Raw genomic sequence first — 20025 nt, forward strand, 5'->3', positions numbered from 1 at the left:
GGCCGGCCACTCCCCGCCGGGTGCCGAACGACCGTCCACGGAACGGCGGCGGCTACGGACACATGTCCGAACCGAAGGGGCATGGACGCTCGGCCACCACCAAGGTGACCGAAAAAACGGATATATCGCGCTATCTTGCTTCGAGTGATCCAGGCGTTCGGACTGACCAGCACCCCCCGCAAGGACCTTCCGCCCGCCGTCGACGACGTGTCCTTCGAGGCGCACACGGGCCACGTCACCGCGCTCCTCGGAGCCCCCGGCGCGGGCAAGACGACGGCGCTCAGGCTCATGCTCGAACTTCAACCCGGTCGTGGCATCACCTACTTCCAGGGCCGGCCACTGCGCCGCATCGCCCACCCGGCCCGCGAAGTGGGCGTCCTCCTGGGCGATGTCCCCGGCCATCCCGGACGGACGGTCCGCGGGCATCTGCGCATGCTGTGCTGCGCGGCGGGCGTACCGGTCCGCCGCGCCGACGACATCCTCGAAGGCGTCGGACTCCACGATCTGCGCCATGAACGCCTGGGCACCCTCTCGCGCGGCATGGACCGCCGTCTCGGACTGGCAGGCGCCCTGGTCGCCGACCCGCACACCCTGGTGCTCGACGACCCCGTCGCCGGGCTCTCCGCCCGCGAGGGCCGCTGGTTGCACGGCGTCCTCCGCGACTACGCCGCGGAGGGCGGCACCGTCCTGTTCGCCACCGCCGACCCCAAGGAGGCCGCGCGCGTCGCTGACCATGTCGTCACTCTCGACGAGGGCAGGCTCGTCGCGGATCAGAGGGCCGTGGAATTCGCCCGGACCCGGCTGCGGCCCCGCGTGGCCGTCCGCAGCCCGCACGCGGCCCGGCTCGGATCCCTGCTCGCCAAGGAGGCCAGAACGGCGCGGCGTTCCGTGGAGATCGTCCAAGAGGAGGGCAACCGGCTGTCGGTGTACGGCAGTACCTGCGCCGACATCGGTGAGACGGCCTTCAGACACGGCGTCCTCGTGCACCAACTCGCCGACGAGGTCCCCGACATGGGGCCGGGCGCGGAGGCCGATCCGGTTCCGTCGCCGTCCTCGTCGCCCGAGGCGCGGGAGCCCGGCGACCTGTCCCCGCTGCCGCCGCCGGCCGGCGTCCGGGCCGCCCCGAGCCCTCTGCGCCCGCTGCGCTACGAGCTGCGCCGGGCCGCTGGGACCGGCACCGGCTGTCGCACCGTGGCCGCGGTACTCGTCCTCTCCGTCCTCGTCTCCGTCCTCCTCGCCCGCATCGGTCACACCCCGCTGCCGCGCCTGCTGGCCGCCTGGCCCCAGGAGCTCCCGCTGCCGCCCGCGGCGCTCGGTGCGGGGCTGCTCGGCGCCCTCGCCTTCGGCGACGAGTTCCGCCACCCCGCGCTCGCCGTGTACCGCGGGACCGTCCCCCGGCGGCTGGGGCTGCTCCTCGCGAAACTCCTCGTGGCAGGAGCCACGGCGCTGGCGCTGGCCGCCCTCAGCGCCGGGTGCGACTACGGGGTTCTCTCCGTCGTCTACGGACGGGAGATCGCCCAGGTTCCGCCCGACTGGCTTTCCATCGGGGCGAGTTGGTGTGCCCTCGTGGTGGGGTGCGCCTGGGCCGGTGTGCTCGCCGCCGGTGTCTTCCGGTCCACCACGGCAGGGCTCGCCGCGGTGCTCGCGGTCCCCGTCGTCGTCGTACCTCTGGTGCAGAAGCTCCTGGAAGGACCGTCCGTGCGCTCCGCCGCCGACTTCAGCGCACGGATGCGGGGGCTCGCGGTGTGGCAGTGGCCCTTCGGAGGGGAGCGATATCTGGCCGGTGTGGCGCGCCTGGTCGCCCAACCCGTGGGCGGCGCGCTGGCCTTGTCCCTGCTCACCTTGCTCTGTGCCTATCTGCTGACCACCCTGCGGGGCAGGGTCCGATGAACACGGTCCGTGTCGATGGGTTCCCAGAGTGTGCGCAACTCCCCAAAAAGCGCCCATTTCTTTCCGATAAGGCGTCAATTGCGACGGGGTGAGCGATCACCCTTTCGTGTGCTTTTCACCAAAGACCTCAAGGGAGTTGGAAAGGCGGCCGACAAAGGTTCCGTGAGTACCCTTGCGCACACCATGATGACCGCCGCCCGCTCCACAGACTCCGGCCTGGCCGGACCGGGCGAACTCGACCGCTACCCCTATGCCGGGGCGTCCGCCGCCGACCGCGTCGGCACATCCCCCTGGGAGGGTGCCGACCCGGAACTGGGCCGTGTCGGCCGGCGTGCCGCGGGCAGCCGCGGACGCGGACTGCACGGCCAACTCGTCCAGCAACTGGGCCAGATGATCGTCTCCGGTGACCTGGGCGCCGACCGTCCGCTGGTGCCCGAGGAGATCGGCCAACGCTTCGAGGTGTCCCGTACCGTCGTCCGTGAGTCGCTGCGTGTCCTGGAGGCCAAGGGCCTGGTCAGTGCCCGCCCCAATGTCGGCACACGGGTCCGGCCGGTGAGTGACTGGAATCTACTCGACCCCGACATCATCGAATGGCGGGCCTTCGGGCCGCAGCGCGACGACCAGCGTCGCGAACTCAGCGAGCTGAGGTGGACCATCGAGCCTCTCGCCGCCCGCCTCGCCGCAGGTCACGGGCGGGAGGAGGTGCAGCAGCGGCTCGGCGACATGGTCGAGATCATGAGCCATGCCCTGGGGCAGGGCGACTCCCTGACCTTCTCGCGTGCCGACGCGGAGTTCCACTCGCTGCTGATCCAGGTCGCGGGCAACCGCATGCTGGAGCACCTTTCGGGGATCGTCTCGGCCGCCCTCCAGGTCTCCGGTGGCCCGGTCACCGGTTGCGACCGCCCGAACGACACGGCCGTGGCACAGCACGCCCGCATCGTCGACGCGCTCGCGTCGGGCGACGGTGCGGCCGCCGAAGGGGCCATGCGCCAACTGCTCACCGTCCACCCCGAGGTGGAGCGCGTGGTCCCCGCCCCGCGCGAGCACTGACCGCACCCCGCGGGCGGCCGGGCCGGCAGCGGGCGTCCCGTCGCACGGCACGGCGGTGCGGTGGGCGGCCCCGGCATCTGCCGTCGGACTCCGTCGGATCCTCCCGGGACCCGGCGGAGCCCGACGGAGACCGGAGGCACCCCGGTGCGGGCGGCCGCCACCGTGGGCGTCGGCGATCCATGCCGGAGCGGACGGGGATCCCCGGTCTCCGTCATGGATTTCCGGGCGCGCCAGGGCGGCCCCTCGGCAGTCCGATGCCGGTAAAGAGTGCCACCTGACCTCCTCTGCCCGTGTCTGGACGTTTTTGAGCGGTTACGGGGTGTGACCCGGGCCACGCAGATTGGGCGTAACGCTCTACGGGACTGTGCGATGACCTAAGAGGTGACAGTCGCGGAGGGAATACGGACGCCGTTCATGGCGCTGTGCATCCTCCCGACCCCCGCCCGCGCCGTCGGCCCATCCCCAAGCCGGCGGTCGGCTCCTGTCCGTCATGGACGGGGCCGAAAGCCGTTTTCCAACGTTCCGAGAGGTTGTTCGTGTCGGCCAGCACATCCCGTACGCTCCCGCCGGAGATCGCCGAGTCCGTCTCTGTCATGGCTCTCATTGAGCGGGGAAAGGCTGAGGGGCAGATCGCCGGCGACGATGTGCGTCGGGCCTTCGAAGCTGACCAGATTCCGGCCACTCAGTGGAAGAACGTACTGCGCAGCCTCAACCAGATCCTCGAGGAAGAGGGTGTGACGCTGATGGTCAGTGCCGCAGAACCCAAGCGCACCCGAAAGAGCGTCGCAGCGAAGAGTCCGGCCAAGCGCACCGCCACCAAGACCGTCGCGACGAAGGCGGTGACGACGAAGAAGGCGGCCGCTCCCACCGCTTCGGCAGCGTCGGCCGCCGGTGACCCGGCCGAGGGTTCGCCCGCCAAGAAGGCCGCCGCGAAGAAGACGACCGCCAAGAAGGCGACCGCGAAGAAGACGGTCGCGAAGAAGACGGCGGCCAAGAAGACCACCGCCAAGAAGGACGACGCCGAGCTCCTCGACGAAGAGGTCCTCGAGGAGACCCCCGGCAAGGGCGGCGACGAGCCCGAGGGCGCCGAGAGTGCGGGCTTCGTCCTCTCCGACGAGGACGAGGACGACGCGCCCGCGCAGCAGGTCGCCGCGGCCGGTGCCACCGCCGACCCGGTCAAGGACTACCTGAAGCAGATCGGCAAGGTCCCCCTGCTGAACGCCGAGCAGGAGGTCGAACTCGCCAAGCGCATCGAGGCCGGTCTCTTCGCCGAGGACAAGCTGGCCAACGCCGACAAGCTCGCCCCCAAGCTCAAGCGCGAGCTGGAGATCATCGCCGAGGACGGCCGCCGCGCCAAGAATCACCTCCTGGAGGCCAACCTCCGTCTGGTGGTCTCCCTGGCCAAGCGGTACACCGGCCGCGGCATGCTCTTCCTGGACCTGATCCAGGAGGGCAACCTCGGTCTGATCCGCGCGGTCGAGAAGTTCGACTACACCAAGGGCTACAAGTTCTCCACGTACGCCACCTGGTGGATCCGTCAGGCGATCACCCGCGCCATGGCCGACCAGGCCCGCACCATCCGTATCCCGGTGCACATGGTCGAGGTCATCAACAAGCTCGCGCGTGTGCAGCGCCAGATGCTCCAGGACCTGGGCCGCGAGCCCACCCCGGAGGAGCTGGCCAAGGAGCTCGACATGACCCCGGAGAAGGTCATCGAGGTCCAGAAGTACGGCCGCGAGCCCATCTCGCTGCACACCCCGCTGGGTGAGGACGGCGACAGCGAGTTCGGTGACCTCATCGAGGACTCCGAGGCCGTCGTCCCCGCGGACGCCGTCAGCTTCACGCTCCTCCAGGAGCAGCTGCACTCGGTGCTCGACACCCTGTCGGAGCGCGAGGCGGGCGTCGTCTCCATGCGCTTCGGCCTCACCGACGGTCAGCCGAAGACCCTCGACGAGATCGGCAAGGTGTACGGGGTCACCCGCGAGCGCATCCGCCAGATCGAGTCCAAGACGATGTCGAAGCTGCGTCACCCGTCGCGCTCCCAGGTGCTGCGAGACTACCTGGACTAGACCTCGGCAGTACGCCTCTGAGGGGCCGGTTCCTGTGGGAACCGGCCCCTCAGCGTATGCGCGACGCGGCGAGCTGGATCACTGTGGGTGTTCTACGCCCCACCGACAGTGAGGAGTGCTCATGCGTCGTCACCTCGCCCGCGCGTTGGCCGTCGGAGCCGCGGCCGCTCTGATACCGCTGTCATCCCCGGCGCACGCCACGGCGGGCAGCGTCGTCGTCGGGGGTTTCCCGGTCGACATCTCGCAGAGCCCCTGGACCGTCGCTCTCTCGAGCCGTGACCGGTTCGGAGGCACCCGTGCGGGGCAGTTCTGCGGCGGAGTGGCGGTGGACCGCACCACGGTCCTGACCGCGGCTCACTGTGTGAGCGCGGCCGTGCTGGGAGCGCCACCGGGGCAGCCGGGCGACCTCAAGGTCATCACGGGGCGTACGGATCTGTTGTCCGCTCAGGGCCAGGAGATCCCGGTGACTGCCACCTGGGTCAATCCGGGGTACAACACTCAAACCAACGCCGGTGACTTCGCCGTGCTCACGCTGGCCTCCCCGCTTCCGGCGAGTTCGGTCATCAGGATGGCGGCGGCCGGAGACGCGGCGTATGCGCCGGGCACCGCGGCGACGGTCTACGGCTGGGGCGACGCCACCGGGGACGCCGATTACGCACACAGTCTCCGGGCCGCACGGCTTCAGGTCCTGCCGGACGCGGAGTGCGAGCGGGCGTATCCCGGTGACGAGAACGGGAAGTATGCGGCGGCTTCCATGCTGTGTGCCGGCGTGCCCCAGGGTGGTCGTGACGCCTGTCAGGGCGACAGCGGGGGACCGCTGGTCGCCCAAGGTCGGCTGATCGGCCTGGTGTCCTGGGGGAGCGGCTGCGGGGAGCCCGGGAACCCAGGGGTCTATGCCCGGGTCTCGGAGGTCGTCAGAACGCTCGCAGGCGGCCGCTGAGGGGCTCACACGGCCGGAGCGCCGGCCCGGCCGGACAGGCGTTCCGCCGCGGGCGACCCGTCGGCGCCGGTGTGCGGCTTCAGGACCGCCTCCGCCCTACGAGTACGGGCGGCCACTCCCGTGATCGGGGTGGCCGCCCGTTCACCGGCCTCGGTGCCGGTGGGGGCTCGTCGTGGACGCTGAGGCGTCAGCGTTCCTCGGTGGAGGCGGTGGCGGGAGCGGACGTGAGCCGCTCGGTCTCGTCCTGTATCTCAGCGGCGATCTTCTTGAGTTCCGGCTCGAACTTGCGGCCGTGGTGGGCGCAGAAAAGCAGTTCTCCGCCGCTCAGCAGGACGACACGCAGGTACGCCTGGGCGCCGCAGCGGTCGCAGCGGTCAGCGGCCGTCAGCGGGCTCGCGGGGGTCAGAACAGTAGTCACGTCGCCTCTTCTCTAGCTCGACGAGCTGTCGTACCAGGGTCAACATCCAACCAGGCCGAAAACGTTCCCGCTCGCGGCTTCTTCTCGAAAGTCACTTTCCGAGCCGGCTGTCTGTTGCCGGTTGGCGGCGAATGTGCCGTATTACGTCTCTTGTGTCGTACGGGTTCGCGCTGTCTGTCGGTGGTCGCGCCCTCCCGGCGGGGTTGCCGGCTGTGGATGAGGACGTGCCCCGAGGCTAAATGGTTCATGCCTCGGAAGGGAACGTGATATGTACTTCACCGCGATCTGAGTTCGAACGCTCGTGCGACTCTGGACTAGTCTGAGTTCACGACGAGGGTGGCGTTACATCGGCTCTACCAGGCCTCGGTACCCTCGGACCGGCGACCGAAGCCGTCCCCCTTGCCCCAAGGGGGCTCACTTGAAATTCAGCGAGGAGCGAACCGCGTGACCGCCGATACGTCCGTGCCGTCCACAGCGCTGCTGACAGGATCAGACCGGGACGGTTCCAACTACACCGCGCGGCACCTCCTCGTCCTCGAAGGTCTGGAGGCCGTGCGCAAGCGTCCTGGCATGTATATCGGCTCGACCGACAGCCGGGGCCTGATGCACTGCCTCTGGGAGATCATCGACAACTCCGTCGACGAGGCCCTGGGCGGCTACTGCGACCGCATCGAGGTGCTTCTGCACGACGACGGCTCGGTGGAGGTGCGCGACAACGGCCGTGGCATCCCGGTCGACGTGGAGCCCAAGACCGGGCTGTCCGGCGTCGAGGTGGTGATGACCAAGCTGCACGCGGGCGGAAAGTTCGGAGGCGGCTCCTATGCGGCGTCCGGCGGTCTGCACGGTGTCGGCGCGTCCGTGGTGAACGCGCTGTCCGCGCGTCTGGACGTCGAGGTGGACCGCGGCGGCCACACCCATGCGATCAGCTTCCGGCGCGGTGTGCCGGGTGCCTTCGCCGCCGACGGCCCGAACGCGAAGTTCGAGGCCAGGGGTGGCCTGGACAAGACCAAGAAGATCCCCAAGACCCGCACCGGCACGCGCGTGCGCTACTGGGCCGACCGGCAGATCTTCCTCAAGGACGCCAAGCTCACCCTGGACACGCTGCACCAGCGCGCCCGCCAGACCGCGTTCCTGGTGCCCGGCCTGACCATCGTCGTCCGTGACGAGTACGGGCTCGGCGACGGCGGCAGCAAGGGTGAGGAGTCCTTCCGCTTCGACGGCGGCATCAGCGAGTTCTGTGAGTTCCTGGCGAGCGACAAGCCGGTGTGCGACGTCCTCCGCTTCTCCGGTCAGGGCACCTTCAAGGAGACCGTCCCCGTCCTGGACGACCACGGTCAGATGACGCCCACCGAGGTCACCCGGGAGCTGGGAGTCGATGTCGCGCTGCGCTGGGGGACCGGTTACGAGACGACCCTGAGGTCGTTCGTCAACATCATCGCCACCCCCAAGGGCGGCACCCATGTCGCCGGCTTCGAGCAGGCCGTCACCAAGACGATCAACGAGGTGCTGCGCACCAAGAAGATGCTGCGCGTCGCCGAGGACGACATCGTCAAGGACGACGCCCTGGAGGGGCTTACCACGGTGGTCACCGTGCGCCTGGCCGAGCCCCAGTTCGAGGGCCAGACCAAGGAGGTCCTCGGCACCTCCGCGGCGCGCCGCATCGTCACCAATGTGGTCTCCAAGGAACTCAAGGCGTTTCTGACCTCCACGAAGCGGGACGACGCCCAGCAGGCCCGGGTCGTCCTGGAGAAGGCCGTCGCCGCGGCCAGGACGCGCATCGCCGCACGTCAGCACAAGGACGCCCAGCGCCGGAAGACGGCCCTGGAGTCCTCCTCGCTGCCCGCCAAGCTCGCCGACTGCCGCAGCGACGACGTCGAGCGCAGCGAGCTGTTCATCGTCGAGGGAGACTCCGCGCTCGGTACTGCGAAGCTCGCGCGCAACTCCGAGTTCCAAGCATTGCTGCCGATCCGCGGCAAGATTCTGAACGTCCAGAAGTCGTCCGTCACGGACATGCTGAAGAACGCCGAGTGCGGGGCGATCATCCAGGTCATAGGGGCCGGGTCGGGGCGGACCTTCGACATCGACGCGGCCCGCTACGGCAAGATCATCATGATGACCGATGCCGATGTGGACGGCTCTCACATCCGCACCCTGCTGCTGACGCTGTTCCACCGCTATATGCGGCCGATGGTCGAGTCCGGACGGGTGTTCGCCGCGGTGCCGCCGCTGCACCGGATCGAGATCGTCCAGCCGAAGCGGGGCCAGGACAAGTACGTCTACACCTACTCGGACCGCGAACTGCGCGACAAGCTCCAGCAGCTCCAGCGCAAGGGGGTGCGCTACAAGGACTCCATCCAGCGGTACAAGGGCCTCGGCGAGATGGATGCCGACCAGCTGGCCGAGACGACGATGGACCCGCGCCACCGCACCCTGCGCCGGATCAACCTCTCCGACCTGGAAGCGGCCGAGCAGGTGTTCGATCTGCTGATGGGCAACGATGTGGCGCCGCGGAAGGAGTTCATCTCCAGCTCGGCGGCGACGCTGGACCGGTCGCGCATCGACGCGTAGCCGCCGCGGCCGGCTCGGCAGGAGAGAGGGCGCTCGGGGCGGCCCTCACTCGCCGTGCCGGCTGCCGGTGGGGTCGGGTGGCTCCGGATCTCCACCTGGGGGTGGAGCCCGAGGGAACTCGGGGTTCCACCCAGGGTCCACCCCGGCTCCGATCTGCCGATCTGCGGACTTCCGTAGCGTCGAAGGCGCCGACAGCACTCGCTGTCGGCGCCTTCCCCTTCTGCCCACGGAGGCGCTGTGATGTCCGGGCTCGTCAACGCGTTGGTGATCGTGGCCGTGGCCGCGCTGGTGATCGTGCGGCAGTTCCGTGCGCGCCGGATCGACGCCGACCGGCGCTGGTGGCTCGTCCCCCTGATCCTCGCGGTCCTGGCGCTGCGCGGGCCCGGCCTGCTCGATTCCCGTCACCCCACCGAGTCCGCCCTGTTGCTCGCCGTCGAACTGCTCATCGGGCTGGTCACCGGAGCGGGCTGGGCCTGGACCACCCGGATATGGACGGCGGCGGACGGCACCGTGTGGAGCAGGAGCACCACAGCCAGTGTGGGCGTCTGGATCGCCGGCATCGCCGTGCGCGTCGGACTCTTCGCGCTCGGGACGTGGCTGGGCGTCCACCAGGAAAGCTCCGCCCTGCTGCTCTCCCTCGCCGGCACCCTGGCGCTGCGCTCCTGGATCCTGGTCCTGCGGGCGCGGTCCTTCACCTCCGTGGGCCGCCCGGCCACGGCGTACGGTGACGGCATGCCCGCGCCCGCAGGGAAGGAGCGTGTGTGACGGAGAACATGTGGCTGCGCTGGCCCTCGCGCGAGGCACTCTCCCGTGCGGGAGTCTCCGGGGCCCGTCGCATGCTCAGCCAGGCCGGGCGGATCCTCGGCCTCGGCATGGTCCTGTGGACGATCTTCACGCACGACGGCCTGCCGGCGTGGGGCAAGGTCGCGACGGCGGGCGGGGTGCTGCTCTGCGGAGCCGGTGCCTGGGCGTTCTTCCGGACCACGCTGCACAACCGGCTGCTGCCCTCGATCGCCCTGCTCGTGGGGCTCCTCGGGCTGGCCGGGGTGGCGGGCGTCGCGGGCCTGCGCGTCCCGGCGATGGTGCTGTGGTGCGCATGCGCCCTCGTGGCCATGGAGCGGCTTCCCCTCGCTGCCGCGGTGCCCGTCGCCGGCGTCGGACTGGGGGCCTACGCCGTGATCGATAACGGTGCCTGGCTGACCACGTCGGTCACCGCCGGTTCGGTCGCCCTGGTCGGGTATGTGCTGCGCCTCGACGCGGAGGCGCGCGGCAGCGCCCTGCGGCTGCTCGCCCAGGAGCGTGCCGCACGGGAGGCCGAGGCCGAGTCGGCGGCCCTGGCGGAGCGGGCCAGGATCGCCCGGGAGATCCATGATGTGCTGGCGCACAGTCTCTCGGCGCAGCTGGTGCATCTGGAGGCGGCACGGCTGCTGATCGAGGGAGGAGCCGAGCGGACCACGATCCTCGAACGGGTCGTGGCGGCCCGGGGAATGGCCCGGGAGGGGCTCGCCGAGACCCGGCAGGCGCTCTCCGCGTTGCGCGGCGAGATGTCACCGCTGGAAGAGTTCCTGGGAGAGCTCGTCGCCGCGGCGGACGGCGCGGACGTCACCGTCACGGGTGAGCGCCGGGCGCTGCCCGCCGAGGCCGCACAGGCGGTCCGCAGGGTCGCCCAGGAGGCGCTGACGAACGTCCGCAAGCATGTCCCGGGCGCCAAGGTGCATATACGGCTGGAGTACGCCGAGCACCAGGTGACGCTGGACGTACGGGACTCGGGCGGATCGCCGGGCGAACTGAGCGGGTCCGGAGCCGGGTACGGTCTCCTGGGCATGCGGGAACGCGCCGCACTGCTGGGCGGCTCGCTGGAGGCGGGACCGGGCGAGGAGGGATTCGTGGTGACACTGAAGGTGCCGGCATGACGGAGGAGAGCGGCACCCCGGCCCGGGTCGTGGTGGCGGACGACCAGACGGTGGTGCGCGAGGGCATCGTGATGCTGCTCGGGCTGCTTCCCGGCGTCGAGGTCGTGGGCGCCGCCGGAGACGGGGAGGAGGCGGTGAAACTCGTCGCGGAACTCGCCCCGGACGTGGTGCTGATGGACCTGCGCATGCCACGCTGCGACGGCGTGGAGGCGACCCGGCGCATCCGCAGCGAGTATCCCGGTACCCAGGTCGTGGTGCTCACCACCTTCGCCGATGACGACTCGCTGTTCCCGGCGCTCAGAGCGGGGGCACGCGGCTATCTCACCAAGGACGCGGGCGGCGAGGAGATCGTGCGTGCCGTACGGAGCGTGCTGTGCGGCGACGCGGGACTCTCGCCGAGCATCCAACGGCGTCTGCTGGAGCGGCTGTCGGAGCCGGAGCGCGGGGCCCGTCCGGCAGTGGAGGCCCCGGACGGGCTGACGGCACGGGAGACGGAGGTGCTCGTGCTGATCGCCGAGGGGCTGACCAACCAGGAGATCGCCCGCCGGCTGCATGTCTCCACGGCCACCGTGAAGACCCACATCAACAACCTCTTCGCCAAGACCGGGCTCAAGGACCGTGCTCAGGCGGTCCGTTACGCGTATGCCAAGGGGCTGGTGCGGCCGCCCTCGCAGTGAGTCACCTGATGGAGTGAAGAGCGGGGCGAACAAGAGTCGGGGATCTTCCCGCTCTGCCCATCCTTGAGCATGAAGTCGAGCAATGGCCGCCCACGCGGAGGCGGGGGCGGTCCCGAGAGTCCGGCCGAGCAGCGCCAGGAGCATGACGCGGCCCCCGCGGACGTGGGGGCGGCCGGACGACTGAGGTACGAAGACCCCTGGTACGACGCGCTCGCCTCCGGCTGGGGCGAACTGGACGGGACGGGTGCACCCGCCGCGGTGCCGCCCCCGCGGGCGACCGACGCCACCGCCCAGGCGGCCGATGTGTATCTGGAGGTGCGGCGCGGCGCGGCTTTCCAGGAGGTGCGCAGCCGGTACCGGAGGTTCGTGGTTCCCGGGCTGGTGATCTTCTTCGGCTGGTACGTGGCCTATGTGGTGACCGCACAGACGGCACCCGGGCTCATGGCCCGACCGGTGGCCGGAGCCGTGAATGTGGCGATGCTGGCGGGGCTCGGGCAGTTTCTGACGACGTTTCTCCTCACCTGGGCCTATGCACGGCACGCACGGTTGCGCAGGGACCGGATCGCGCTCGAACTGCGCTGGGACACACAGGAGTTGACCAGGGGACTCGAGGGTGGCGAGCGGTGAGCGGGGATCATCGGACGCCGGCGCTGCTGCTTTTCGGTGTGTTTGTCGCTGTCACGCTGGCGATCACGACGTGGGTGAGCCGCAACCGTCGTGGTTCGGCGGAGGAGTTCTATGCCGGCGGGCGGCTGTTCTCGCCGATGGAGAATGGTTTTGCCATCGCGGGTGACTATATGTCGGCGGCCTCCTTCCTGGGGGTCACCGGACTGATCGCGCTCTTCGGGTACGACGGGCTGCTGTATGTGGTGGGCTTCTTCGTCGCCTGGCTGGTGGTGCTGTTCTTCGTCGCGGAGCTGGTCCGCAACTGCGGGCGGTTCACGCTCGCGGACGTGGTCGCGGCGCGGATGAGCGAGCGACCGGTGCGGATCGCGGCGGGGGCGTCCTCGGTGACCGTGTCCGTGCTGTATCTGGTGGCGCAGATGGTCGGGGCGGGCAGTCTGGTCGCGTTGCTGTTCGGGAGCACCAGCGAGGCGGCGCGTGCCTGGACGGTGATCGTCGTCGGCGCGCTGATGGTGATCTATGTGTCGCTGGGCGGGATGAGGGCGACCACCTGGATCCAGATCGTCAAGGCGGTACTGCTGCTCGGCGGCACGGTGGCGCTGACCGTCCTCGTCCTGGTGCGTTTCCACGGGGATGTCGACGGCATGCTGCGCACCGCGGCGCAGCGCAGCGGCCACGGCGAGGCGTTTCTCGCCCCGGGGCTGAAGTACGGCGGGAGCTGGACCGCGCGGATCGACTTCATCAGCCTGGGCCTGGCGCTGGTGCTGGGCACGGCGGGACTGCCGCACATCCTGTCCCGCTTCTACACGGTGCCGACGGCGCGTGCCGCCCGGCGGTCGGTGGTCTGGTCGATCGGGCTCATCGGCGGCTTCTATCTGATGACCGTCGTGCTGGGCTTCGGCGCGGCCGCGCTCGTCGGACCGGACGCGGTACGGGAGTCGAACACGGCCGGGAACACGGCGGTGCCGCTGCTGGCGCTGACCCTGGGCGGCGGGGCGGGGTCGACCGGTGGCACGGTTCTCTTCGCCATGGTCGCCGCGATCGCCTTCGCCACGATTCTCGCGGTGGTCGCCGGGATCACCCTGGCCTCGTCCGCCTCCGTCGCGCACGATCTGTACGCCTCGCTGCGGCGGCGTCGCGCCGAGCCGCGCAGCGAGGTGACCGTCGCCAGGGTCGCCGCCGTAGGCATCGGTGTGGCGGCCATCGCGCTCGGGCTGCTGGCCCGGGACCTCAATGCGGCCTTTCTGGTGGGGCTCGCCTTCGCGGTCTCCGCGTCCGCGAATCTGCCGGTGCTGATGTACACGCTCTTCTGGCGCGGCTTCACCACCCGAGGTGCCCAGTGGGCGGTCTACGGCGGACTGGTGCCCGCGCTGGGCCTCGTCCTGCTGTCCCCGGTGGTCTCGGGCAGCCCGGAATCGCTGTTCCCGGCCGTGGACTTCCAGTACTTCCCGTTGCAGAACCCGGGCATCGTCTCCGTCCCGCTCGGCTTCCTGGCCGGCTGGCTCGGCACGGTCACCTCGCCGGAGCCCGCCGACGAGGCCAAGCACGCGGAGACCGAGGTCCGCTCCCTGACCGGGGCTGGCGCGGTCTGACTCCACCGGGCATCCACCGGGCACCCGGTCCGGCACCTTCGGCCACCGAGCCGCCGGACCGGGTGCCTACCGGAGCCCCCGGACGCCGTGACGGGAGTGCCGTCGCTCGCGTCGTGGCGTCACGGTGCCACCCAGGCGTACCGGTGTTCGGGGCGCCCTGTGTCGCCGTACTTCAGGGAGAGGCGGAGTCGGCCGACCTGTTCCAGACGGCGTAGATAGCGCTGGGCGGTGGAGCGGCTGAGGCCCGTTCTGAGGGCCACCTCATGGGCGGAGAGCGGTTGGCCGGCCCGGTGCAGTACCCCGCAGATGAGGTCAGTGGTCGGCTCCGAGTGACCGGTGGGCAGACCGGGCGAGGAGGCCGCCGGCGCGGTGCGCAGGGCGCCGAAGATGCGGTCGACCTGTTCCTGGCCCGCCACCCCCCGGCCCCCGACACGCTCGACGGTGCGGCGCAGCGCGGCATAGGAATCGAGGCGTGTGCGCAGGGCGGTGAAGGTGAAGGGTTTGACCAGATAGTGCAGGGCGCCCAGACGCATCGCGGCCTGGACCGTCGCCACATCGCCGGTCGCCGTGATCATGATGACATCGGTGCCGTGGCCCCGTTCGCGCATGTGGTGGACCAGTTCGAGACCCGTCCGGTCGGGCAGATAGTGGTCGAGCAGAACCAGGTCGACCGGCGTGCGTTCCACCGCGGCCAGCGCCTGAGCAGCGCTGTGGGCGCGGGCGGTGACCCGGAAGCCGGGAACCTTCCCCACATACATGGCGTTGATCTCGGCGACGCGGAAGTCGTCGTCCACGACCAGGACGTCAATCATCGGGCCTCCTTCCCTCAGGACCGGACGAGCGTTACGCCCGTGTTTCGGCTCCGCAGTTGTAGCGCGAGCAAAAAGAGCACAACAGTCTCTTGCAAGCAGAAGGGGAGCTTGCGCCCGGAAGACTGCTGCGCAGGCCCGCCTCACCTCTACGGTCCCGGGCCATGAGCACAGACACCGGCTCCGCCATCGAGTTGCGGGGCGCGAGCAAGACCTTCCGGACCCCGTCAGGGGGTCTGCACACGGCGGTCAAGGACCTGGACCTGACCGTCGGCCGTGGCGAGTTCGTGGCCGTCGTCGGACCCACCGGCTGCGGCAAGTCGACGACCCTGACCCTGGTCAGCGGTCTGGAGGAGCCCACCGAGGGCGAGGTCCTGGTGGCCGGCGAGCCGGTCGCGGGCGTCGGGGACAAGGTCGGTTTCGTCTTCCAGCAGGACGCCACGTTCCCCTGGCGCACGGTCCTGTCCAATGTCATGGCCGGCCCGCGCTTTCGCGGTGTCTCCAAGGCCGAGGCCAAGGAGAAGGCCCGTGCCTGGCTGGCCAGGGTCGGGCTCGCGGCCTTCGAGGACCGCTACCCGCACCAGCTCTCCGGCGGTCAGCGCAAGCGTGTGGCCCTTGCGGCCACCTTCGTCAACGACCCCGAGATCCTGCTCATGGACGAGCCGTTCTCGGCGCTCGACGTACAGACCAGGGCGCTGATGTCGGACGAACTCCTGGAGCTGTGGGAGGGCACGGGCGCCTCGGTCGTGTTCGTCACGCACGACCTGGAGGAGTCGATCGCGCTGGCCGACAGGGTCGTGGTGATGACCGCGGGGCCGGCGACCGTGAAGCAGGTCTTCGACATCGACCTGCCGCGGCCGCGCAAGGTCGAATCGGTGCGCCTGGAGCCCCGGTTCATCGAGATCTACCGGGAGATCTGGGAGTCCCTCGGCGAAGAGGTCCGCATCACGCGTGAGAGGGGTGTCGCCGATGTCGCCTGAGGTCGTCTCCGCGTCGGCGCCCGTCGACATGTCCAAGCAGCCCGACCGCACCCGGTCGCGCGCGCGTGCCGTCCGCAGACGCAGGACCCTGGTCATCCTGGCCCGGCTGGTACTCCTGGTCGCCGTGCTCGGTCTGTGGGAGACGCTGTCACGGGCCGACGTCATCGATCCGTTCAACTTTTCGATGCCGTCGGAGATCTGGGACCAGATCTCCACCTGGGTCGCGCACGGCACCGCGCTCGGGTCCCTCGGCGAGCAGATCTGGGTGACGCTCCAGGAGGCGCTGGTCGGCTGGATCATCGGTGTGGTGGCCGGTGTGGTCCTCGGTATCGCGCTGGGGCGGGTGGCCCTGCTCGCCGATGTCCTCGGGCCCTACATCAAGGTGCTCAACTCCATCCCCAGGATCGTCCTCGCCCCGATCTTTGTGATCTGGTTCGGGCTCGGCCCGTCCTCCAAGATCGCCTCCGCCGTCGTCCTGGTCTTCTTCCCGGTGTTCTTCAACGCCTTCCAGGGCGCCCGTGAGGTCGACCGCAACCTGGTCGCCAACGCCCGGATCCTGGGGGCGAGCGATCGCCGGGTGACCTTCCAGGTGGTGATCCCGTCGGCCACCTCCTGGATCTTCACCAGCCTCCATGTGAGCTTCGGCTTCGCCCTGATCGGTGCCATCGTCGGTGAGTACATCGGCGCCACCAAGGGCATCGGCCTGCTCGTCGCCCAGTCCCAGGGCACCTTCAACGCGGCCGGTGTGTATGCCGCGATGGTCATTCTCGCGGTCGTCGCGCTGGTGGCCGAGGGGCTGCTCACCTTCGCGGAACGCCGCATCTTCCGCTGGAAGCCGTCGGACTCGGAGCACTGAGGCTCCTTCACGACCAGATCGGGGCGTCCACGCACCGGACGGCTCCGCGCGGAGCCCCCGCGGGATGTCCCCGCCTCCTCCTTCGCACCGCCCTCTCACAAGGACGTGAACCATCATGCGCAAGTCCGCCAGAATCGCCGCCCTCGCCACCGTCGGCCTGCTCGCCGCCGGCTCGCTCACCGCCTGTGCCGATGAGGCCGCCTCCACCTCCGGCAAGGGCGGTGGAAAGGGCGAGAAGGTCAAGATCATGGTCGGTGGTCTGGACAAGGTCATCTATCTGCCCGCGATGCTCACCCAGCAGCTCGGCTACTTCGACGCCGAGGGCCTCGATGTGGAACTGCTGAGCGAGCCCGCCGGAGTACAGGCCGAGACCGCGCTGGTAGCCGGCCAGGTGCAGGGCACCGTCGGCTTCTACGACCACACCCTGGACCTCCAGACCAAGGGCAAGCACGTCGAGTCCGTGGTGCAGTTCTCGCATGCGCCCGGCGAGGTCGAGATCGTCTCGAACAAGGTCGCGAAGGACATCACCTCGCCCAAGGACTTCAAGGGCAGGAAGCTCGGCGTCACCGGCCTCGGCTCCTCGACCGACTTCCTCACCAAGTACCTCGCGGTCAAGAACGGCGTGCAGGTCAGCGAGTTCAGCCCGGTCGCCGTCGGCGCCGGTCCGACGTTCCTCTCCGCCCTGGAGAAGGGCTCCATCGACGCCGGTATGACGACGGACCCGACCGTCGCCATGGCGCTGGAGAAGAAGATCGGCAAGGTGCTCGTCGACATGCGCACCCCCGAGGGGTCGCAGGAGGCGCTCGGCGGTCCGTACCCGTCGTCCAGCCTGTACATGCAGACGGACTGGGTGAACGGCCACAAGGACACGGTCCAGAAGCTCGCCAACGCCTTTGTGAAGACCCTCAAGTGGATGTCCACGCACTCCGCGGACGAGATCGCCGCCAAGATGCCGGCCGACTACTCCCAGGGCGACAAGAAGCTCTATGCGAGTGCCATCGAGAGCACGCTTCCGATGTTCACCGAGGACGGCGTGATGCCCGAGAACGGTCCGGAGACGGTCGAGAAGGTTCTCAAGGCGTTCAACCCGAATATCAAGAACGCCACCATCGACCTCGGCAAGACCTTCACCACGGAGTTCGTGGAGAAGGCCGCGGGCTGAGCCCCGGCCGTGCCTCAGACGCGGGCCGCCCAGACATAGCGATGCTCCGGGCGGCCCGCGTCGCCGTACTTGAGGGTCAGGGTGGCCTGTCCCGAACGCTCCAGGACCTTCAGATAGCGCTGGGCGGTCTGGCGGCTCAGCCCGGTCCGCTCGGCGATGTCCTGGGCGGACATCGGTCCCCGGGCCCGCATCAGGACACGGCGCACGAGATCCGCGGTGACGGGGGAGTGACCCTTCGGCAGCCCCGGTTCCGGACCCGCCGCCAGCGCGCCGAAGATCCGGTCCACCTCGGCCTGTTCGGCCTCGCCACCGCCGTCGAGGGTGCGGCGCAGCGCGGCGTACGCCTCCAGCTTGGCGCGCAGGCCCGCGAAGGCGAACGGCTTGACCAGATACTGGAGCGCGCCCTGTCGCAGCGCCGCCTGCACCGTCCCGACGTCACGGGCCGCCGTCACCATGATCACGTCGATGGCGTGACCGCGTCCTCGCATCTCCTGGACCACCGAGAGTCCTGAGGCATCGGGCAGATGCTGGTCCATCAGGACCAGGTCCAGACGGGGCAGGGTCTCCATCCGGTGCAGCGCCTCGGCCGCGGTGTGCGCCTGGCCGGCCACATGAAATCCGGGAACCTTCGCCACATACGCGGAGTTGACCCGCGCGACCCGGGTGTCGTCGTCCACGACCAGCACCTCGAAGGGCGGGGTCAACGCAGTTCCTCCCCCAGGGCGCGGACGGGTGATTCCACGGCCGATGCCCCGTCCGGCTCCTCCAGTGCCTCCGGCAGGACGACGACGAACTCCGCGCCCCCGCCCTCCGCCTCGCCCACCCGGGCCACGCCCCCCTGCCGTTCGGCGAGACGGCGCACCAGGGAGAGCCCGATGCCCCGTTTGCCGTGGGCCGGGGGCTGTTTGGTGGACCATCCGTCCGTGAAGATCAGCTCCCGCCGCTCGGCGGGTATCCCGGGCCCGGTGTCCCGCACCCTGAGGACCGCCGTACGGCCCTCGGCGCGCATGTCCAGCTCGACCAGGGCGTGCGGGGTGCCCGCGACGGCGTCCAGCGCGTTGTCGACCAGATTGCCCACGATCGTGACCAGCCCCCTCGGATCGATCAACCGGTCCGGCAGCAGCGTACGGTCCGAGATCCACAGGGCCACACCGCGCTCGGCGGCGACCGTGGCTTTGCCCACCAACAGGGCCGCGAGCAGCGGGTCGTGGATCTTCTCGGTGACCTGTTCGGCGGTGGCCCGGTGGTCGCCCACCACCTCGCCGATGAACTCCAGGGCGTCGTCGTACATCTCCAGTTCGAGCAGTCCCAGCAGGGTGTGCATACGGTTGGCGTGCTCGTGGTCCTGGGCGCGCAGGGCGTCGATCAGACCGTGGGTGGAGTCCAGTTCCCGGCCCAGCCGCTCCAGTTCGGTGCGATCCCGCAGGGTGGCGACGGCGCCCCCGTCGTCGGTGGGCATCCGGTTGGCGACCAGGACGCGGTGACCGCGCACGGTGAGCAGATCGGTGCCGGTGACCCGTCCGGCCAGCACATCGGTCGTACGGCCCTCGCCGAGCGCCTCGTCCAGGGACCGGCCCACGGCCTCCTCGCCGAGGCCCAGCAGCCGCTGCGCCTCGTCGTTGAGGAGCCGTACCCGGCCTGCGCGGTCCAGGGCGACCACCCCCTCCCTGATGCCGTGCAGCATCGCCTCCCGCTCCGCGAGCAGCGCCGCGATGTCCGAGAAGGCCAGATCACGGGTCTGCCGCTGGACCCTGCGCGAGATCAGATACGCGGCCAGCGCGCCGATCGCCAGGGCCGTGCCCGCGTAGGCGAACAGTCCGGGTATCGCATGGATCAGCCGGGCCCGCACATTGTCGTACTCGATGCCCACGGAGACGGCGCCGATGATCCGGCCGTGCCGGTCCCGCAGCGGCACCTTGCCGCGGGCCGAGCGGCCCAGGGTGCCACTGTCGATCTCCATGACCTCCTTGCCGGCCAGGGCCTCGCTCGGGTCGGTCGAGACGACCTTGCCGATCTGCGAGGGATCCCGGTGCGACCAGCGCACATGCCGCATGTTCATCACGACCACATACTCGGCGTGGCTGGCCTTGCGGATGCGTTCCGCCTCCACCTGCACCGGTCCGTCGGGCGAGGGCGCCGTCGTCTGCAGGTCCTCGGCGATCTGCGGCTGAGCCGCCGTGCTCTGTGCGATCGCGAGGGCCCGGCGCATGGCCTGCTCGTCCAGCAGATGGCCGAGCGGCGCCAGGAACAGACCGGTGGCGAGCACCGCGACACCCGCGGCGATCGTCAGCTGCATCAGCAGGACCTGCGAGAACATCCGCCGCGGCAGACCGAGACGCAGTCGTCGTGCGGGAGGAGAGAGGCGGCTCATGGGTAGACGGTACGGGGCCGGACGCGTCCCGCCGCAAGGGACGAGCCCGGTAACCGCGGTACGGCACGGGGGATCGGCACGCGGTGTCCGCACACCCCCAGGGCAC

Annotated in this window: 17 protein-coding genes; 13 read left to right on the forward strand and 4 right to left on the reverse strand. The window is 70.0% G+C overall.

The window, feature by feature from the left end:
* Positions 1–144: 144 nt before the first annotated feature.
* The 4 genes from CP978_RS25145 (at position 145) to CP978_RS25160 (ending at position 5949) form a co-directional block, all read left to right on the forward strand.
* Positions 145–1890 carry an ABC transporter ATP-binding protein gene (locus tag CP978_RS25145; RefSeq protein ID WP_043444531.1) on the forward strand — a complete coding sequence of 582 codons (1746 nt, stop codon included), beginning with the start codon at positions 145–147 and terminating at the stop codon, positions 1888–1890.
* A 162-nt stretch (positions 1891–2052) separates the two neighbouring features.
* Positions 2053–2940, forward strand: coding sequence for a FadR/GntR family transcriptional regulator (locus CP978_RS25150; protein ID WP_052454267.1), 888 nt, complete (start codon positions 2053–2055; stop codon positions 2938–2940).
* 536 nt (positions 2941–3476) lie between these two features.
* A complete protein-coding gene (locus CP978_RS25155) occupies positions 3477–5009 on the forward strand; it encodes an RNA polymerase sigma factor (protein WP_043449444.1) in 1533 nt (510 codons plus the stop codon).
* Positions 5010–5130: 121 nt separating this feature from the next.
* On the forward strand, positions 5131–5949 hold the full coding sequence (locus tag CP978_RS25160) for a serine protease (RefSeq protein ID WP_043444534.1): 819 nt from the start codon (positions 5131–5133) through the stop codon (positions 5947–5949).
* 187 nt (positions 5950–6136) lie between these two features.
* Here CP978_RS25160 and CP978_RS25165 read toward each other — a convergent pair whose 3' ends face one another.
* Positions 6137–6367 (reverse strand): DUF7455 domain-containing protein, encoded by a 231-nt coding sequence (locus CP978_RS25165; RefSeq protein ID WP_043444537.1) that lies wholly within the window; start codon positions 6365–6367, stop codon positions 6137–6139.
* A 444-nt stretch (positions 6368–6811) separates the two neighbouring features.
* Between CP978_RS25165 and CP978_RS25170 the strand changes: the two genes are divergently transcribed.
* From CP978_RS25170 to CP978_RS25195, 6 genes are all read left to right on the forward strand, one after another.
* Positions 6812–8935, forward strand: a complete 2124-nt coding sequence (locus tag CP978_RS25170; RefSeq protein WP_043444539.1) for a DNA gyrase/topoisomerase IV subunit B — start codon at positions 6812–6814, stop codon at positions 8933–8935.
* A gap of 240 nt (positions 8936–9175) precedes the next feature.
* A complete protein-coding gene (locus CP978_RS25175) occupies positions 9176–9700 on the forward strand; it encodes a DUF1453 family protein (protein WP_043444541.1) in 525 nt (174 codons plus the stop codon).
* Positions 9697–10848, forward strand: coding sequence for a sensor histidine kinase (locus tag CP978_RS25180; protein ID WP_043444542.1), 1152 nt, complete (start codon positions 9697–9699; stop codon positions 10846–10848). Before CP978_RS25175 ends, CP978_RS25180 begins: the two co-directional genes overlap by 4 nt.
* A complete protein-coding gene (locus CP978_RS25185; RefSeq protein WP_043444545.1) occupies positions 10845–11525 on the forward strand; it encodes a response regulator transcription factor in 681 nt (226 codons plus the stop codon). The genes CP978_RS25180 and CP978_RS25185 overlap by 4 nt, the downstream gene beginning before the upstream one ends.
* 69 nt (positions 11526–11594) lie before the next feature.
* Complete coding sequence (locus CP978_RS25190; protein ID WP_079162304.1) at positions 11595–12152, forward strand: DUF485 domain-containing protein; 558 nt, start codon at positions 11595–11597, stop codon at positions 12150–12152.
* Entirely contained in the window at positions 12149–13741 is a 1593-nt protein-coding gene (locus CP978_RS25195) for a solute symporter family protein (RefSeq protein WP_043444547.1), read from the forward strand. The genes CP978_RS25190 and CP978_RS25195 overlap by 4 nt, the downstream gene beginning before the upstream one ends.
* A gap of 119 nt (positions 13742–13860) precedes the next feature.
* Here CP978_RS25195 and CP978_RS25200 read toward each other — a convergent pair whose 3' ends face one another.
* Positions 13861–14553: a response regulator gene (locus CP978_RS25200; RefSeq protein ID WP_043444549.1), complete on the reverse strand. Its 693-nt coding sequence runs from the start codon at positions 14551–14553 to the stop codon at positions 13861–13863.
* A 161-nt stretch (positions 14554–14714) separates the two neighbouring features.
* Here CP978_RS25200 and CP978_RS25205 point away from each other — a divergent pair, with 161 nt between their 5' ends.
* The 3 genes from CP978_RS25205 (at position 14715) to CP978_RS25215 (ending at position 17548) form a co-directional block, all read left to right on the forward strand.
* The gene (locus CP978_RS25205; protein ID WP_043444551.1) at positions 14715–15530 is read left to right on the forward strand and encodes an ABC transporter ATP-binding protein; all 816 of its coding nucleotides are present in this window, start codon (positions 14715–14717) and stop codon (positions 15528–15530) included.
* Positions 15520–16386, forward strand: a complete 867-nt coding sequence (locus CP978_RS25210) for an ABC transporter permease (protein WP_043444553.1) — start codon at positions 15520–15522, stop codon at positions 16384–16386. The genes CP978_RS25205 and CP978_RS25210 overlap by 11 nt, the downstream gene beginning before the upstream one ends.
* A gap of 115 nt (positions 16387–16501) precedes the next feature.
* Positions 16502–17548 carry an ABC transporter substrate-binding protein gene (locus tag CP978_RS25215; RefSeq protein ID WP_043444567.1) on the forward strand — a complete coding sequence of 349 codons (1047 nt, stop codon included), beginning with the start codon at positions 16502–16504 and terminating at the stop codon, positions 17546–17548.
* A gap of 14 nt (positions 17549–17562) precedes the next feature.
* Here the strand turns inward: CP978_RS25215 and CP978_RS25220 are convergent, their stop codons facing one another.
* Positions 17563–18252 (reverse strand): response regulator, encoded by a 690-nt coding sequence (locus CP978_RS25220; protein WP_043444568.1) that lies wholly within the window; start codon positions 18250–18252, stop codon positions 17563–17565.
* On the reverse strand, positions 18249–19919 hold the full coding sequence (locus tag CP978_RS25225; RefSeq protein ID WP_079162305.1) for an ATP-binding protein: 1671 nt from the start codon (positions 19917–19919) through the stop codon (positions 18249–18251). Before CP978_RS25225 ends, CP978_RS25220 begins: the two co-directional genes overlap by 4 nt.
* Between the last annotated feature and the right edge of the window lie 106 nt (positions 19920–20025).

Origin of the sequence: Streptomyces nodosus, assembly GCF_008704995.1 — a bacterium.
In the GTDB taxonomy this organism is placed as follows: domain Bacteria; phylum Actinomycetota; class Actinomycetes; order Streptomycetales; family Streptomycetaceae; genus Streptomyces; species Streptomyces nodosus.